The 16,312-nt window shown below is 65.1% G+C and carries 15 protein-coding genes; 6 read left to right on the top strand and 9 right to left on the bottom strand.

The features are described 5' to 3' along the window. The first annotated feature begins 193 nt into the window (after positions 1-193). The gene (locus tag AC1C2N_RS08305; RefSeq protein ID WP_495433604.1) at positions 194-1,147 is read left to right on the top strand and encodes a LysR family transcriptional regulator; all 954 of its coding nucleotides are present in this window, start codon (positions 194-196) and stop codon (positions 1,145-1,147) included. A 48-nt stretch (positions 1,148-1,195) separates the two neighbouring features. Here the strand turns inward: AC1C2N_RS08305 and AC1C2N_RS08300 are convergent, their stop codons facing one another. The 9 genes from AC1C2N_RS08300 to AC1C2N_RS08260 form a co-directional block, all read right to left on the bottom strand. Continuing rightward, on the bottom strand, positions 1,196-2,689 hold the full coding sequence (locus AC1C2N_RS08300) for a CoA-acylating methylmalonate-semialdehyde dehydrogenase (protein ID WP_495433603.1): 1,494 nt from the start codon (positions 2,687-2,689) through the stop codon (positions 1,196-1,198). Then, positions 2,686-4,014 (bottom strand): aspartate aminotransferase family protein, encoded by a 1,329-nt coding sequence (locus AC1C2N_RS08295; protein ID WP_495433602.1) that lies wholly within the window; start codon positions 4,012-4,014, stop codon positions 2,686-2,688. The genes AC1C2N_RS08300 and AC1C2N_RS08295 overlap by 4 nt, the downstream gene beginning before the upstream one ends. Before the next feature lie 81 nt (positions 4,015-4,095). Beyond that, positions 4,096-5,250: an ABC transporter substrate-binding protein gene (locus AC1C2N_RS08290; protein ID WP_495433601.1), complete on the bottom strand. Its 1,155-nt coding sequence runs from the start codon at positions 5,248-5,250 to the stop codon at positions 4,096-4,098. A 71-nt stretch (positions 5,251-5,321) separates the two neighbouring features. Beyond that, on the bottom strand, positions 5,322-6,122 hold the full coding sequence (locus tag AC1C2N_RS08285) for an ABC transporter permease (protein WP_483406056.1): 801 nt from the start codon (positions 6,120-6,122) through the stop codon (positions 5,322-5,324). Then, entirely contained in the window at positions 6,122-6,970 is an 849-nt protein-coding gene (locus AC1C2N_RS08280) for an ABC transporter ATP-binding protein (protein WP_483406057.1), read from the bottom strand. The genes AC1C2N_RS08285 and AC1C2N_RS08280 overlap by 1 nt, the downstream gene beginning before the upstream one ends. Beyond that, the gene (locus AC1C2N_RS08275) at positions 6,967-7,887 is read right to left on the bottom strand and encodes an ABC transporter permease (protein WP_483406058.1); all 921 of its coding nucleotides are present in this window, start codon (positions 7,885-7,887) and stop codon (positions 6,967-6,969) included. The genes AC1C2N_RS08280 and AC1C2N_RS08275 overlap by 4 nt, the downstream gene beginning before the upstream one ends. Next, positions 7,884-8,900 (bottom strand): TIGR03842 family LLM class F420-dependent oxidoreductase, encoded by a 1,017-nt coding sequence (locus AC1C2N_RS08270; protein ID WP_483406059.1) that lies wholly within the window; start codon positions 8,898-8,900, stop codon positions 7,884-7,886. Before AC1C2N_RS08270 ends, AC1C2N_RS08275 begins: the two co-directional genes overlap by 4 nt. A gap of 8 nt (positions 8,901-8,908) precedes the next feature. Beyond that, positions 8,909-10,345, bottom strand: a complete 1,437-nt coding sequence (gene hydA / locus AC1C2N_RS08265) for a dihydropyrimidinase (protein ID WP_108963498.1) — start codon at positions 10,343-10,345, stop codon at positions 8,909-8,911. A 19-nt stretch (positions 10,346-10,364) separates the two neighbouring features. Further along, entirely contained in the window at positions 10,365-11,213 is an 849-nt protein-coding gene (locus AC1C2N_RS08260) for a nitrilase-related carbon-nitrogen hydrolase (RefSeq protein ID WP_495433600.1), read from the bottom strand. A 194-nt stretch (positions 11,214-11,407) separates the two neighbouring features. Between AC1C2N_RS08260 and AC1C2N_RS08255 the strand changes: the two genes are divergently transcribed. The 5 genes from AC1C2N_RS08255 (at position 11,408) to AC1C2N_RS08235 (ending at position 16,208) form a co-directional block, all read left to right on the top strand. Continuing rightward, a complete protein-coding gene (locus AC1C2N_RS08255) occupies positions 11,408-12,742 on the top strand; it encodes an aminotransferase-like domain-containing protein (RefSeq protein ID WP_483406061.1) in 1,335 nt (444 codons plus the stop codon). Positions 12,743-12,778: 36 nt separating this feature from the next. Then, positions 12,779-13,099 carry a hypothetical protein gene (locus AC1C2N_RS08250; protein WP_483406062.1) on the top strand — a complete coding sequence of 107 codons (321 nt, stop codon included), beginning with the start codon at positions 12,779-12,781 and terminating at the stop codon, positions 13,097-13,099. Between the two features lie 94 nt (positions 13,100-13,193). Next, positions 13,194-14,312, top strand: coding sequence for a LolA family protein (locus AC1C2N_RS08245; protein ID WP_483406063.1), 1,119 nt, complete (start codon positions 13,194-13,196; stop codon positions 14,310-14,312). Then, positions 14,309-15,283 (top strand): ABC transporter ATP-binding protein, encoded by a 975-nt coding sequence (locus tag AC1C2N_RS08240; protein WP_483406064.1) that lies wholly within the window; start codon positions 14,309-14,311, stop codon positions 15,281-15,283. Before AC1C2N_RS08245 ends, AC1C2N_RS08240 begins: the two co-directional genes overlap by 4 nt. Beyond that, a complete protein-coding gene (locus AC1C2N_RS08235; protein WP_495433599.1) occupies positions 15,270-16,208 on the top strand; it encodes an ABC transporter permease in 939 nt (312 codons plus the stop codon). Before AC1C2N_RS08240 ends, AC1C2N_RS08235 begins: the two co-directional genes overlap by 14 nt. The last annotated feature ends 104 nt before the right edge of the window (positions 16,209-16,312 follow it).

Raw genomic sequence — 16,312 nt, 5'->3', positions numbered from 1 at the left:
GTCACGTTTCACAACAACGAGGCTGCCGATAGCTGCGGCGGCACTCAGGACTGCAATTCCTGCGAAGAATACGAACACGAATCCGGCCCTTTCTGTGGTGAACGGCCACGGCCGTTGGATACAGCTCAATAGTGCCCGCGTCAACTATTCAGAACAAGCGAATGTTTCTTAGGCGAATCGGTAGCATAGCTACATGGACGTTCGTCGCCTGGAGCTTCTCCGCGAGTTAGCCGACCGCGGCAGCATCGCCGCCGTTGCCGCAGCCACGCACCGCACCCCGTCCGCGGTATCCCAGCAGCTGAAGGTGCTCGAACGCGAAGCCGGAGTGCCGCTCACCGAACGCAACGGTCGCGGAATCTCGCTGACGGATGCCGGACGGGCGCTCGCACACAGCGCCACCGATGTCGCCATCGCCCTCGAACGCGCACACGCGGTGTGGGACGAGTACCGCAACGACGCAACGGGCACTGTCTCTGTCGCTACATTCCCGACAGCGGGTCAGATGCTCCTACCCGGCGTGGTCTCCACGCTGGCAGAATCCCACGGTCCGACAGTGACGCTCACCGACCGCGACCCCGACAGCGGCAACTTCCCGGCACTCACGGTCGATTTCGACATCGTGCTCGCCCATTCGATGCCTGGCACCCGCGCCTGGAGCGGAAAGGGACTCCGCAATCTCCACCTGCTGACCGAACCGCTCGATGTTGCCCTGCCTGTCGGCCACCGCCTGGCCGGTGCCAACATGCTCACGCCCGACCAGCTCGTTGACGAGCCCTGGATCGGGGTGCCGCACGGTTACCCGTTCGACGGACTCATGCACCAGATCGAAGCCGCGACCGGCGCCCACTTGAACGTGGTGCAACGCGTCACCGACAACCGCGTCTCCGAAGCGCTCGTTGCAGCTGGAATCGGGATCGGCATCGTTCCGCGCTTCACCGCATCCGGATCGGAACGCGGAATCGTGACGCGCCCGCTCACGGGAGTGGAGGCATCCCGGAATATCGTCGCGCTCATGCGACCGGAAAAGGCTGAGCGGTTCGCCGTGCGGACGGTCGCTGAAGCGCTGCGCGCCGAGGCCGTCCGGCTGCAGAACGCCCACAATCCCGTCGAGGACCCTGCCGCATACACGACACCGCGCTGGACGTGATCCGACCACGAGCCGGCTGACCATGAGGCCAGCCGACTCGCCGGTCGATCAATCGTGTTCGGGAAAGCCGAGGTTGAGGCCGCCGTGGCTCGGGTCGAGCCAGCGACTCGTGATCGCCTTCTCCTGCGTGAAGAAGTGAACGCCGAGGGGTCCATACGCCTTGGAGTCACCGAACATTGACTCCTTCCAGCCACCGAAGGAGTGGTAGGCAACGGGGACAGGAATGGGCACGTTGATTCCGACCATGCCGACGGTCACCTCGCGCTGGAACCGGCGCGCAGCTCCGCCATCGTTCGTGAAGATGGCCGTGCCGTTCCCGTACCTGCTGCTGTTGATGATCTCGAGGCCCTCCGCGTAGCTCTCCACCCGGACGACGCTGAGCACAGGCCCGAAGATCTCGTCCGTGTAGACGGTGGAGCTGAGCGGCACCCGGTCGATCAGCGTCGGGCCGAGCCAGAATCCGTCGGCATCGCCGTCGACCTCGACCGTGCGCCCGTCGACGACGATGCTCGCACCATCGGCTTCGGCGACGTCGAGGTAGGACGCGACCTTGTCGCGGTGCGCCCTCGTGATGAGCGGCCCCATGTCGCAGGACCGGCGGCCGTCCCCGGTCGTGAGTGTCGACATCCGTTCGCTGATCCTCGCGACGAGGTCGTTGGCGATGCTGTCGACGACGAGCAGAACGCTGATCGCCATGCACCGTTCGCCCGCCGAACCGAAGCCCGCGTTGACTGCCGCGTCGGCGGCGAGGTCGAGGTCAGCGTCCGGGAGCACGAGCATGTGGTTCTTCGCTCCTCCGAGCGCCTGCACCCGCTTGCCGTTTTTCGCCGCCGTCTCGTAGATGTACTTCGCGATCGGCGTTGAACCGACAAACGAAATCGACCTGACCACCGGATGTTCCAGGAGTGCGTCGACGGCCTCCTTGTCGCCGTGGACCACATTGAAGACGCCGTCGGGCAGCCCGGCCTCCGTGAACAGCTCGGCGAGCCAGTTCGCTGCCGACGGATCCTTCTCACTCGGCTTGAGCACGACCGTGTTTCCGGCCGCGATGGCGATCGGGAAGAACCAGAGCGGCACCATCGCCGGGAAGTTGAACGGGCTGATGATGCCGACAACACCGAGCGGCTGTTTCACCGAGTACACGTCCACCCCCGTCGACACGTTCTCGGAGTACTCCCCCTTGAGCAGGTGCGGGATCCCCGTCGCGAAGTCGACGACTTCGAGACCGCGGGCGATCTCACCCGCCGCGTCGGAGAGGACCTTTCCGTGCTCGGAGGTGAGGATCTGGGCGAGCTCGTCCTTCCGTGAGTTGAGCAGTTCACGGAAGGCGAAGATCACCGACTGGCGCTTGGCGAGCGAGGCATCCCGCCAGGCGGGGTACGCCGCAGCGGCCGCGGCGACAGCACTGTCGACGTCGGCGACGCTGCCGAGTCGCACGTCCTTATCGCTCGTGCCCTTTGCCGGGTCGAACACCGGTGAGGTTCGCTGTGACTCCCCCTCGACGAGCGTTCCGCCGATGAAGTGGTTGATGAAGCTGGTCATGACTGTCCTTTCGAAACTTCTGTGAGCACGGCGTCGTAGCTGTCCATCGCCTCGTCGACCTCGTCCGCCGTCACCGTGCACGGCGGTACCACGTGAATACGGTTGTCCTGCACAAACGGAAGCAGCCCGCGCCCGACGAGCGCCGCCTTGATGCTTCCCATGACCGGGGCAGGAAGTGGCTCGCGGGTGGCGGCATCCGCAACCAGCTCAATCGCCCAGAACACCCCCTCACCGCGCACCTCGCCGATGACATCGTGCTTGTCGGCGAGTTCCGCGAGTGCTGGCCCGATGGCCTCGCGTCCGATTGTCGCCGCGTTCTCGACGATGCCTTCGTCGGCCATCGCATCGAGGGCGCCGACGATCGACGCCATGGCGAGCGGATGCCCGGAGTAGGTCAGTCCCCCCGGGAAGACCGTCTCGTCGAAATCGGAGGCGATCTCGTCGGAGATGATGACGCCTCCCGCTGGCACGTAACCCGAGTTCACCCCCTTGGCGAACGTGATGAGGTCAGGGACGACGTCGTATCCCTCGAACGCGAACCAGCGTCCGGCCCGGCCGAACCCCGCCATCACCTCGTCGAGGATGAGCACGATGCCGTACCGGTCGCAGAGCGCGCGCACCCCCGCGAGATAGCCGGGCGGCGGAACGAGCACACCGGCCGTGCCCGGGATGGACTCGAGCAGGATCGCGGCGATCGTCTGGGCACCCTCGCCCTGGATGACCCGTTCGAGGTGGTGAAGGGCCCGCGCCGATTCTTCCTCGGGGGTCGAGGCCCAGAACTCGGAGCGGTAAAGGTACGGGCCGAAGAAGTGCACGTGTCCGCGCGCGAATTCGTTGGGCATTCGCCGCCAGTCCCCCGTCGCGACGATGGCAGCGCCGGTGTTGCCGTGGTACGACCGGTAGGTGGAGAGGACCTTGTCTCGCCCCGTGTGCAGGCGTGCCATCCGAATGGCGTTTTCATTGGCATCCGCACCGCCGTTGGTGAAGAAGACCCGCGAGAATCCCTCGGGGGCGAGATCCGTGATGCGCCTGGCTGCTTCGCCACGCGTGAGGTTCGCCGTGGACGGTGCGACCGTCGTGAGCTGGTCAGCCTGCTCCTTGATCGCAGCGATGACCGCCGGATGCTGGTGGCCGATATTCACGTTGACCAGCTGGCTCGAAAAGTCGAGGTAGCGGTTGCCCTCGAAGTCCCATACGTGGGTGCCGAGGCCACCGGCGACGACGAGGGGTTTCAACGTTCCCTGGGCCGACCATGAGTGAAAGACGTGGGCGCGATCGAGGTCGGCTGTTGTCTGATTGCTTTCTGATGTGAGCGTGAGTGCCACGATATCTCCTTTGCGTTGGTGCGTGTGCCGGGCCCGGGCGGAAAGCGAGAGCTCCCCGCCCGGGACCGGCTTGTGGTGCTTCTAGTTGCCGCCCTCCTCGAGGGTGACCTCGATCGGAGTAAAGCTGTCGCCGGTGGTATCGACGCCGTCCTCCTCCAGGTCATCGAGCGCTTCCTGGATGTACTCGTTCGTCCAGACGCCAGCCGGCGGCTCTTCGGTGATGAGCGCAGCACCTGACTCGTTGACGGCGGAGAGCGCACCCTGCACCGTCTTGTCGAACGCCGCTTCGTCGATGATTCCTATGCCGTTCTCAGCAGGCCAGATCAGTTTGTTGGTCTCGTTGACCATCCACAGTTCGTGGCTCGGACCCCAGCCGGAACCGGCGTCGAGAGTGATCTCGGAGGCTTCCTCCGGGTTCTCGGCCGCATAGACCCAGCCCTTGATGACGGCCTTGAGGAACGAAACAGTGGTGTCCTGGTACTCCTCATCGCTCTCGAGCTTTTCGGTGTCTGCCCAGATGGCGTCCTGAAGCATCGCACCGACGGTGTCCTGGTAACTGATGACGTTGAAGTCCTCCTCGGTGTACAGCTCGCCGGTGTCCGGGTTCGGCGTCTCGAGCAACTGCGCGTACTCGTTGTAGGTCATGGCCTGCGCGGCGTCGATGTCACCCTGCAGGAAGGAGTTCATGTTGAAGTCCTGGGTGATGATCTCGACGGTTGACGAGTCGAGGCCCTCGGCGGCCATGGCCGCGAAGATCTCCCACTCGTTACCGAATCCCCATGAGCCGATCTTCTTGCCCTCGAAATCGGCGACCGATTCGATCCCGGAATCAGCCCACGAGACCTGGAGCGTTCCCGAGCGCTGGAAGATCTGGGCGACGTTCGTGACGTTCGCACCGGCCTCGATCGAGCCGAGCACCTTGGGCACCCAGGCGATCGCGTAGTCGACATCGCCGTTGGCCAGGGCATCCTGTGGGACGATGTCGCCGCCGGACGGGATGATTTCGACGTCGAGGCCCTCCTCCTCGAAGTAGCCCTGGTCGAGGGCGGCGAAGTACCCGGCGAACTGGCCCTGCGGCAGCCACTGCAGCTGCAGCTTCACCTCGGTGAGCTCGCCTGGACCGTCGGCGTCGGAGTCTGACCCTGTGTCTGCTGGTGCCGAACACGCGGAGAGTACGAGCGCCGCTGAGACGGCGAACGCACCCACCGTCGCGAGGCGACGTGTGCTGTGTTTCATGGTCTGTCCTTTCATGCGTGGTGCTTGAAGGTGGTGCAGGATAGGCCGTCAGCCCGGCGGGCTGAGGACACTCATGAGCGCTGTCTGCCCCGGGTGGCAAGCCGTTCGAGAGCGAGCGTGACGAGGAAGAAGAGCAACCCGAGCACGATCGACGCGACCACGTATGCCCAGGCTCTCGGGTAGGCGCTCGACGCCGCCGACGTCGAGATCAGTCCGCCGAGCCCGCCGCGTGGGCCGCCGAAGTATTCGGCGACGAGCGCGGAGATCACCGCGAGGCTTGAGGCGATCCGGATGCCGGTGAACACGAAGGGGACGGCGGTCGGCAACGTCACCGTGCGAACGATCTGGGTGGAGCTCGCCGCGTAGACCTTCATCAGGTCACGGTGAACCGGCAGGGTCTGCCGGAATCCGCGGAGGGTGTTGATGAACACGGGAACGAAGGACGCAAGTCCCGCAATTGCCTGCCTGCCGAACTGGCTGTCCGCGCCGAACATCGAGTTGAGCACCGGGGCGAGCGCGACGATCGGAATGACGGCGAGCGACGCAACGACCGGTGCGCTCATCCCATCGATCGGGCGCGAGGCCGCAGCGAGAGCCGCGAGCAGGATGCCGAGGATCGAGCCGACAACGAGACCGAGCAGCGCGTTCAGCCCGGTGATGCCGGTGGCGGACACCATCGACGGAAAGAACTCGACAAACTGCCCGGCGATCGCTGCAGGACTCGGCAGCAGGTAGTCGCTGACCCCGCCGACGCTGACGAGAAGCTGCCAGATCCCCAGCACAACCACACCGACGGCGACGGGCGCGACGACCCTGAGGGTGGTCTCAGCGTTTGCCGATGACCGAGACCGCTGCGGGATCGTGAGGGCCATCAGCGGTTCTCCACTCCGCGAGCGCCCGTCGGCACTGGCGACCCCGCGTGGAGTGCCTCACGGACGGCGGTGACCCCATCGAAGAATGCGCGCTCCTCGCGGAGCGCCTCGGCGTGAGCCGGGTCCCGGTTGAGCACCATCGGCACGATCTCCTGAATGCGACCGGGGCGGGGCGACATCACTACCACCCGGTCGGAGAGGTAGACCGCTTCTGGGATGGAGTGGGTGACGAACACGACGGCGGCGCCGGTCTCGGCGCAGATCCGAAGCAGTTCGGTCTGCATCCGTTCGCGGGTCATCTCATCGAGCGCACCGAACGGTTCGTCCATGAGCAGGAGGTCAGGCTTCTCCGCGAGCGACCTGGCAATTGCCACCCTCTGCTGCATCCCGCCCGAAAGCTGGTCGGGGTAGCGGTCGGCGAAGTCGGTGAGCCCAACCATCTCGAGAAGCTCGGAGATCCTGGCCGCCCGGTCAGCGCCGGACACACCGTGCAATTCGAGAGGGAGACCGACGTTCGCTGCGACGGTACGCCAGGGCAGGAGGCCGGCCTGCTGGAAGGCGATTCCGTAGTCCTGGTCGAGCCTGGCCTGTTTCGCGCTCTTGCCGAACACCGTGACGCTCCCGGCCGTCGGCTGGTCGAGATCGGCGATGAGCCGCATGAGCGTCGACTTGCCGCAGCCGGACGGCCCGATGAGCGAAACGAATTCGCCTGCAGACACTGTCAGATCGATGGCGGTGAGCGCGTCGACCCGGCCGGAGCGGGTGTCGAAGGTCTTGTCGACCGCACTCACCGCGACGGCGGCGGTTCGCCCTGCGGCATCCGTGGTGGATTCGATTGGCTGAGTCACGCTGTGATCTCCACTCGTCGGTAGTTCCTGAGGATGGCGCCGAGGATGGCGACCGAGCCTGCCGCGGCGAGCCCGAGCACGATGGAACCGAAGATGGGTCCCCACGCCTTCGCCGGGTCGCCGCTGGCCTGGCCCGCGTACTGAATGAGGATGCGTCCGATTCCGCCCTGCATTCCCGTCGAGACCTCGGCGACGACGGCGCCGACCACGGCGTTGGCCGCCCCGAGCCGGAGCGCGGGCAGGAGGTAGGGAACGGATGCCGGAATCCTCAGCTTCACGAGGGTCTTCCACCAGCCGACGCCGTAGCTGCGCATCAGCTCGGTGTGGATGGTGTCTGGCGACTGGAGCCCCTTGAGCGCGCCGACCGCGATCGGGAAGAACGCGAGGTACGACGCGATCACCGCGACGCTCATCCAGTCCTGCCACTCGAAGGCGCCGATCTCGATTCGGGAGCCCCAGCTGCGCACGACGGGGGCAAAGGCGATGAGCGGAACCGTCTGGCTGAGGATGATCCAGGGCAGGAGGCCCCACTCGGCCAGCCGCCACCGCTGCATGACCAGTGCGAGCGCGAACCCGACGACGATGCCGACGAGCCAGCCAACGGCCGCGATGCCGAGCGTTACGAGGGCGGCGAGCGCCACCTCGAGCCACAGCGGGTTTGCCGTCGACGACCGGGTGACGGGCTCGAACAGCCGCGCGAGCATGTCCCAGGTGTGCGGCATGGCGAGGTCGGTCGTGCGCGGAAGCACCCGCATCTCGCCGATGACGACGCCGTCAACCGGCCCCAGGAACTTGTACAGTTCCCACAGCGCGGCGATCACGAGGATGCCGAGCACCCCGTATCCCCAGCGCGCAGCCTCCCTGGCCGGCGCCCCGCGGCGCCGCCGGATTGCCGGGGCCAGGTTTTCGGCGGTCATGTCGTCGCCACGATCTTTTCCTTGAGCGCGGGGATGACGGTCTCACCGTAAACGCGGAGGGTCTCCTCCTTGTTGTCGTGCTGGAGGTACCCCGCAAACTGGTCGACGCCGATGCTCTTCAGTTCTTCGAGCTTCTCGATGTGGTCACTCGCCGAACCGAGCACGCAGAACCTGTCGATGATTTCGTCAGGCACAAAGGCGGCGTGGGTGTTTCCTGCCCTGCCGTGCTCGTTGTAGTCGTACGACTCCCTGCCTTCGATGTAGTCGGTCAGCGCTTGCGGCACCGCACCGCCCGTTCCGTATTTGGCGACGATGTCGGCCACGTGGTTGCCGACCATGCCACCGAACCAGCGGCACTGGTCTCGCATGTGCTCCCGGTCGTCGCCGATGTACATCGGTGCCGCGACACAGAACTTGATCGACATCGGGTCGCGGCCGACGTTTTCGGCGGCATCCCGAACCGTCTTGATCATCCATTTGGCGATGTCGATGTCGGCGAGCTGGAGGATGAACCCGTCTCCGACCTCGCCGGTGAGCTTGAGCGCGAGCGGGCCGTATGCCGCAACCCAGACATCGAGCTGGGAGCCGACGCTCCACGGGAACTGCACGGTAGCGCCCTGGTACTCGACGGGACGGGAGTTCGCCAGTTCACGGATGACGTGGATCGATTCGCGGAGCGTCTTGAGGTTGGTCGGAGCGCCGTTGGTCGTGCGCACCGCCGAGTCGCCCCGGCCGATCCCGCAGATTGTCCGGTTGCCATACATTTCGTTGAGCGTGGCGTATGTCGACGCCGTCACCGTCCAGTCACGCGTCGCCGGATTCGTGACCATCGGGCCGACGGTGATGCGCTTGGTCTCGTTGAGGATCTGGCTGTAGATCACATAGGGCTCCTGCCAGAGCAGGTGCGAATCGAAGGTCCAGACATGACTGAACCCGTACTGCTCGGCAAGCTTGGCCAGATGGACGGTTCGTGCGGCGGGCGGGTTGGTTTGAAGTACGGCTCCGAAGTCCATGGGTGCCCTCAGATCAGGTACTGGCTGAGGCCGCGGGGGACGTACTGTCCGTCACCCTTGGATCCCAGGTACTGGTTGTCGTCGACGATGACCTTCCCGCGGGAGAGGACAGTGTCGACGTGACCGTCGATCTCGTACCCTTCCCAGGCGGAGTAGTCCATGTTCATGTGGTGTGTTTTGCCGACACCGATGGAGGTGTGACCGTTCGGGTCATAGATGACGACGTCACCGTCTGCGCCCGGCTGGAGCACTCCCTTCTTGCCGTACATGCCGAACATCCGCGCCGGGGTCGTCGACGTGACCTCGACCCAGCGTTCGAGCGAGATCTTCTTGTCGACCACGCCCTGGTAGAGCAGGTCCATCCGGTGCTCGACGCTGCCGATACCGTTCGGGATCTTCGCGAAGTTGCCGAGGCCCATGTCTTTCTGGCCCTTCATGCAGAACGGGCAGTGGTCGGTGGAGACCATCTGGATGTCGTTCGTGCGCAGGCTCTGCCACATGTGGTGCTGGTGACCCTCGTGCTTCGAGCGCAGCGGAGTCGAGCACACCCACTTGGCACCCTCGAAGTCTCCCCACTCCTCGCTCGACGCGCCGAGCTGGTCCTCGAGCGAGAGATAGAGGTACTGCGGACACGTTTCGCCGAACACGTTCTGGCCGTTGTCGCGGGCCATGGCGATCTGCTCGACCGCCTGCTTCGCGCTGACGTGCACGACGTAGAGCGGTGCACCCGTGAGATTGGCGAGCATGATCGCGCGGTGGGTGGCCTCCTCCTCCGCCTGCCAGGGCCGGGTGATGCCGTGGTAGTACGGCGAGGTGTTGCCGGCGGCGAGCGACTGCTGCACGAGCAGATCGATCACGCTGCCGTTCTCGGCGTGCATCATGATCATCGAGCCGTTGTCAGCCGCACGCTGCATGGCCTTGACGATCTGGCCGTCGTCCGACAGGAAGACTCCCTTGTACGCCATGAAGAGCTTGAAGCTCGAGACGCCCTCTTTCACGAGTTCGTCCATGGCCGTCAGCGAGGAGTCCTGAACGTCACTGAGGATCTGGTGGAACCCATAATCGATGGCGCAGTTACTCCGCGCCTTGTCGTGCCACAGTGCGTACTGATCGAGGACGTTCTCACCCGCATACTGCACGACGAAATCGACGATGCTCGTTGTGCCGCCGTGTGCGGCGGCACGGGTACCCGTCTCGAAGGTGTCGCTCGCTTCGGTTCCGCCGAACGGCATCTGCATGTGGGTGTGTGCGTCGATTCCGCCGGGGATGACATACTTTCCCGCTGCATCGATCACCGTGTCGACATTGTTCTCGATGTCGAAGCCGAGCAGGGTCGAGCCTGGAGCGAGCACCGCGGCGATCGTCTCGCCGTCGATCAGCACGTCTGCCGGTGCCGATCCCGTCGAGTTCACGACGGTGCCGTTCTTGATGAGGGTCTTCATGATGCCTCCTCGCCTGGTCCGGTTACGGCTTCGGGATCGACGTGTAGGACTCGGGCCGGCGGTCGCGGTAGAACTGCCAGTCGTCGCGGACTCTCTTGATCATGTCGAGGTCGAGGTCACGGATGACGATGTCCTCGTGCTCGGCGCTGCCCCTGTCACCGACGAAGTTGCCCTGCGGGTCGGCGAACTGGCTCGTGCCGTAGAACGTCACTGCGAGGTCGCCGTACTCGTTGTCTTCCGTTCCGACCCGGTTGGGAGCCGCGACGAAGTACCCGTTCGCCGCGGCTGCGGTCGCCTGCTCGAGGTCCCAGAGCCGATTCGAGAGACCGGGCTTCGTTGCGTTCGGGTTGAAGACGATCTGTGCCCCGTTGAGGCCGAGTTCTCGCCAGCCCTCTGGAAAGTGGCGGTCGTAACAGATGTACACACCGACGGGCCCGACCGCGGTGTCGAAGACGGGGTATCCGAGGTTGCCCGGCCGGAAGTAGAACTTCTCGTAGAACTTCTCGAGGTGGGGGATGTGGTGCTTGCGGTACTTGCCGAGGATGGTGCCGTCGGAATCCACGACGACCGCTGTGTTGTAGTACACGCCGGGCATGTCCTCTTCATAGATCGGCAGAACCATCACGAGGTTCAGCTCTTTCGCGAGCTTCGCGAATCGCTGGACGATGGGACCGTCCGCCGGTTCAGCGAACTCGTAATACTTCTTGTCCTCGGTGATTCCGAAGTACGGTCCATAGAACAGCTCCTGGAAGCAGATGATCTGCGCTCCCTGGGCAGCCGCATCCCGCGCGAACTGTTCGTGCTTCGCGATCATGGATTCCTTGTCGCCGGTCCAGGTTGTCTGGGTGATAGCCGCGCGAACTACAGTCATCTCTAGCCTCCGTGTCGTCATTGAGCGGTAGGTGTTTCTGTCTGTCTGCCTCGGGTGAACCGTGGGTTTCGGTGTCAGCGTGAGGTGTGTGGTGCCGTTCCGCTCATTTGTTATTATTCGAGTTGAACATTTCTCCATTGTTTCCCTCTGTGACGCATTCGTAAATACCCAAAAACCCGGATGGGGTTCTCCCGATGCCTGAGTCGTACGCAGAACTCATCGACGATCGTTCGCCCCGAGGCATCGCGGCCGCTCTCGCCCGGCTCATCAATTCCGGGCAACTGGCACCGGGTGACCGCCTCCCGACGGTCAGGGAGCTCGGCGCAGAACTCGCAGTGAGCCCGGCGACCGTGAGTGCCGCGTGGCAGGCACTGACCACGGTCGGCCTCATCGTGTCTCGCGGCCGCAGTGGCAGCTTTGTGCGTCAGGCTGCCATGCCCTGGTTGAGTCCGCGCATGCAGCGCATGGCCGGGTACACCGAGCAAACCCGCATCGACCTCTCACGCGGCACGCCCGACGACTCCCTGCTCCCGTTGCTCGGGCCGGCTCTCTCGCGCCTGTCCGAGCATGCAACGACGTTCAGTTACACCGACCAGCCGGTGATCCCCGCCCTCGCCGAGGAACTGAGACGAACCTGGCCGTACAACGCCGACGAGATCACCGTGGTCGACGGGGCGCTCGACGGTGTTTCGCGCGCGCTGGAACAGGTCGTGAGGTTCGGCGATCGCGTGGTCATCGAAGATCCCACCTTCCCGCCGTTTTTCGACCTCCTCGATTCTCTGGGCGCCGTACCCGTGCCTGTCCCCCTCGATCACCTCGGGATGCGTCCCTCCGCGCTGGCCAGGGCCCTCACATCATCGCCACGCGCCGTGCTGCTCCAACCGCGCGCACACAATCCCACGGGCGCGTCGATGACCCAGGATCGCGCGCGCGAACTGGCCGCGGTGATCGCGGCATCCCGTCACGCCAGCGACGCCGTCGTGATCGAGGACGACCACTCGGCCGGCATCAGCACCGAACCCGACGTCAGCCTCGGTGCCTACATTCCCGGGCAGGTGCTCCACGTGCGCAGCTTCTCGAAGACGCACGGCCCCGACCTGCGCATCGCCGCGCTCGGCGGGCCGGAAGAACTCGTCAACCGCATTGTGTCGAGACGGATGCTGACGACCGGCTGGACGAGCCGGATGGTCCAGACGATCCTCACCGAGCTGCTCACCGAGAACGCATCGGTCACCGCGGTCAACGAGGCGAGAATGGTGTACTTCTCCCGGCAGAAGGAGCTCGCCGCTGCACTCGGAAGACACGGTTACTCTGCCACCCTCGCCGACGGCCTCAATACCTGGATCGCCGTCGACGACGAACGAAGCGCGCTCGTGCAGTTGTCAGCGGCAGGCATCCGTGTGGCCGGCGGGACGCCGTATCTGTCGTCGCCCGATGCCGGCTCGTTTGTTCGCGTCACGGCCGGTGTCCTCAGTGGTGAGTTCGATTTCGTCGCGGATGCCCTCGCGAACGTCGCGGTGAGGGCGTAAAACTGTCGGGAAAACCCTGACAGAAAGAGCTCGGCCATGATTGACGCACATCGAGGATCCGTCATGCGGTCGTGGCGCGGTTGGATTCGACCGGACGACCGCGAGAGCTACGCCGCATACCTGGAGAAGACCGGACTGAGCGAGTACCGCTCAACGCCGGGCAACCTCGGGGCGATCGCGGTCTTCCGGGACCTTCCCGACGGTCGATGCGAGGTCCGCACTCTGTCGTGGTGGGAAAGCCGGGAACGCATCACCGCGTTCGCCGGGAATGACATCTCGGTGGCGGTCTTCTACCCGGAGGACGACCGTTACCTCATCGACCGCGAGAGGTCCGTCGAGCACTTCGACGTGGGTTAGTCGAGCACTTCGCGACGTGGGTTAAATCATGTCGACGAAAACTCAGGTCCTCGGCGTATTATGACTCACCACTTCGATCCGAAGGATGTTGATCGTGTCGCGTAACTCTCTCAAGTGGCTTCCCGCCCTCGCAGTACCGGCGCTCGTCGCCGCGGGTATCGTCGCCGTGCCGCTCTCCGCTGGTGCAGCCGTCGACCTGCCGGACAAGACGGCGGAGGAGGTGCTCCTCCTGATCTCCGACAGCACAGAGGACTCGTTCTCCGGAACAGTGACGAAGACCGCCGAACTCGGGTTGCCCGACGTGGATGCCGCTACCGGCATGACCTCGTCCATGAGCGGGGCTTCCGGTCTTTCGGCCGAAGAGTCGAGCGAACTCGTCTCGAGCGCACTCGAACTGCTCAGCGGCACCCACGAAGGCAACGTGTACGTGTCGGGTGACAACAACGTCAGGATCCAGGTCAAGGACCAGCTCGCAGAGCGCATCGCGGTGCTGAACGGCACCGATGCCTGGTACTACGACTCCGAATCGAACATCGCGACCCACGTCGCCATCCCCGCTGACCTGGGGTCTTCGCTCCAGAACAAACTCGACGGCCGCGCCGACGAGACGATGAACCCCGCTGAATTGGCGAACCAGCTCCTGACCGAACTCGAACCGACCACGCTCGTCACGGTCGGCACCGATGCCCGCGTCGCTGGACGGACCGTGTACGAGCTCATTCTCACGCCGAAGGCATCCGGAACTCTCGCCGAGTCGGTGTCGATCGCCGTCGACTCCGAGACCGGGCTTCCGCTTCAGGTCTCCGTCGCGGCTGCGGGCCAGGACGAGCCGGCATTCCAGGTCGGCTTCTCGTCAATCGATCTCTCGGACCCAGCCGCTGACCTGTTCACGTACACACCGGGCGACGGCGTCACCGTCGAGGAACAGCCGTTCCCCTCGATGCCACCGGCATCCGACGGCGGACCGAAGCCCGACGACGGCAGTGGTCTTGTCACGACAGGAACCGGATGGGAGACCATTGTGGCCTTGCCAGCCGGTAGCGCCCCCGAAGGCTTCGAAGACAACCCGATGCTCGACCAGCTGACCACAAAGGTCAACGGCGGGCGACTTCTCTCCACGTCACTTCTCAACGTGTTCCTCACCGATGATGGCCGCGTGTTCGCCGGGTCAGTGACCGTGGACAGGCTCCAGGCGGCTGCGAACGCAGAGTGACGGCATCCGCCGGGGCCTCACCCGACCTCGCCATCGAGAGCTCGGGCCTGACCAAACGGTTCCGAACCCAGACCGCCGTCGATGCGATCGATCTCGCCGTGCCCCGCGGCTCGGTGTTCGGGTTTCTCGGCCCCAACGGATCAGGTAAAACCACGAGCATCCGGATGCTGCTCGGCCTCGTCAGTCCAAGCCAGGGGGAGGTCAGGGTGCTCGGCGAGAGCATGCCGGAACGGCTGCGCGACGTACTCCCCCGGGTCGGTGCACTGGTGGAGGGCCCGGCGTTCTATCCGTTTCTCTCGGGATACGCCAACCTGCACCGGCTCGACACTGCGGATCGGCACGCGCCACGTCGAACCCGCGGTGCGCGCATCGACGCCGCACTCGAGCGGGTCGGACTCACGAACGCCGCGACGAAAAAGGCCGGCGCATACTCCCTCGGTATGAAGCAGCGGCTCGGCATCGCCAATGCGCTCCTCTCCCCGCGGGACCTCCTGGTGCTCGACGAACCAACCAATGGACTCGACCCACAGGGAACACGCGAGGTGCGCAACCTCGTCAGTTCCTTCGCTGCGGAGGGCACCACGGTGTTCGTCTCCAGCCACCTGCTGGCCGAGGTCGAGCAGATGTGCACCCACGCCGCGATCATGAGCGCAGGCCGCATCGTGGCCCAGGGCTCGCTCGATGATCTTCGGGGCGCCGGCGAGTCCCACGTACGGGTGCGAACACCGGATGCCGAGACCGCCGAGAGCGTGCTTGCCCGTTTCGGGCTCATACCGAGACGCGAGGGCAAGGTCGACTCGCACGCCGAAGTATCCGCCCTCCTCCCGGCGACAACCGACCTCGATCCCGACCGGATCCTGCCAGCACTGCTCGAGGCGGGCGTCCGCGTCCGCGGGTACGGCCTCGAGGAAGCCAGTCTCGAGGAACGGTTCGTGGCGCTGACCGGGGAGGGCTTCGATGTCGTCTCCTGACCTCGCTCCGACCCCGCCCGCATCGAACACGAGAGCGCCGCGGAACGCCGGGGCCGCAGTCGACCCTCTGAACACAGCGCAGCCCTCCGCCGGGCGCGCACGCCCCGCCCTCGGCCTCGACCTTCTCGGAAGCGAACTCACCGTGCTGTTCCGGCGGCGACGCACCTGGGCAATGCTCGCTGCCGTCGCGCTCATTCCGATCCTTCTCGCCGTTGCCGTCCGCTTGACGGCGAGCGAGCTCGACCCGGGCGATGGGCCGCCGTTTCTCGACCGGGTGACCCAGAACGGGCTGTTCGTCGGATTCACGGCGACAGTCGTCGCTATCCCCCTCTTCCTCCCGCTCACCATCGGGGTGGTCGCCGGAGACACGATCGCCGGTGAAGCAGGGCTCGGCACGCTGCGCTACCTGCTGGTGTCGCCGGCCGGCCGACTGCGACTGCTCCTCGTCAAGTACGCCGGAGCGGCGGCGTTCTGCCTTGCGGCGACGCTGACACTCGTGGCTGTCGGAGCACTGATCGGCGCGCTCTTGTTTCCGGTCGGGCCGGTGACGCTGCTGTCGGGTGAGACCATCGGCGTCGGAGAGTCCGTGCTGAGATCGCTCCTCGTCGCGGCCTATGTCACCGTGTCGCTTCTCGGCCTGTGCGCGATCGGCCTCTTCATCTCGACGCTCACCACGGTTCCGGTCGGCGCCATGGCTGCGACGGTCGTCGTCTCGGTTGTCTCCCAGATCCTTGGTGCTCTCCCTCAGCTGGAGTGGCTGCACCCCTGGCTGTTCACCCAGCACTGGCTCGGTTTCGCCGGGATCCTGAGCCAGCCCGCTGACCTGAGCGCGTTCGGCACCAATGCGCTTCTCCAGGCCGGCTACATCGCCGTGTTCTTCGCCCTCGCGTACGGCCGGTTTTCGACCAAGGACATCCTGTCCTGAACGAAGTTCCGTCGGCTGGTGCGGGAGTTGTAGTCTGGAGAAAGACCGCCGGTTGGTTATGACCGGTCGAGCTTGCCCGGATTTGGGTGGCTGGTCGAGACGAG

It is taken from the genome of Mycetocola sp. Y791, from assembly GCF_059445325.1.
This window is presented reverse-complemented; position numbering and strand designations above follow the sequence as displayed.

Coding starts and splice junctions, on each gene's coding strand:
- AC1C2N_RS08305 (WP_495433604.1), top strand. CDS start 194: ATGGACGTTCGTCGCCTGGAGCTTCTCCGCGAGTTAGCCGACCGCGGC.
- AC1C2N_RS08300 (WP_495433603.1), bottom strand. CDS start 2,689: ATGACCAGCTTCATCAACCACTTCATCGGCGGAACGCTCGTCGAGGGG.
- AC1C2N_RS08290 (WP_495433601.1), bottom strand. CDS start 5,250: ATGAAACACAGCACACGTCGCCTCGCGACGGTGGGTGCGTTCGCCGTC.
- AC1C2N_RS08285 (WP_483406056.1), bottom strand. CDS start 6,122: ATGGCCCTCACGATCCCGCAGCGGTCTCGGTCATCGGCAAACGCTGAG.
- AC1C2N_RS08275 (WP_483406058.1), bottom strand. CDS start 7,887: ATGACCGCCGAAAACCTGGCCCCGGCAATCCGGCGGCGCCGCGGGGCG.
- AC1C2N_RS08270 (WP_483406059.1), bottom strand. CDS start 8,900: ATGGACTTCGGAGCCGTACTTCAAACCAACCCGCCCGCCGCACGAACC.
- AC1C2N_RS08260 (WP_495433600.1), bottom strand. CDS start 11,213: ATGACTGTAGTTCGCGCGGCTATCACCCAGACAACCTGGACCGGCGAC.
- AC1C2N_RS08255 (WP_483406061.1), top strand. CDS start 11,408: ATGCCTGAGTCGTACGCAGAACTCATCGACGATCGTTCGCCCCGAGGC.
- AC1C2N_RS08250 (WP_483406062.1), top strand. CDS start 12,779: ATGATTGACGCACATCGAGGATCCGTCATGCGGTCGTGGCGCGGTTGG.
- AC1C2N_RS08235 (WP_495433599.1), top strand. CDS start 15,270: ATGTCGTCTCCTGACCTCGCTCCGACCCCGCCCGCATCGAACACGAGA.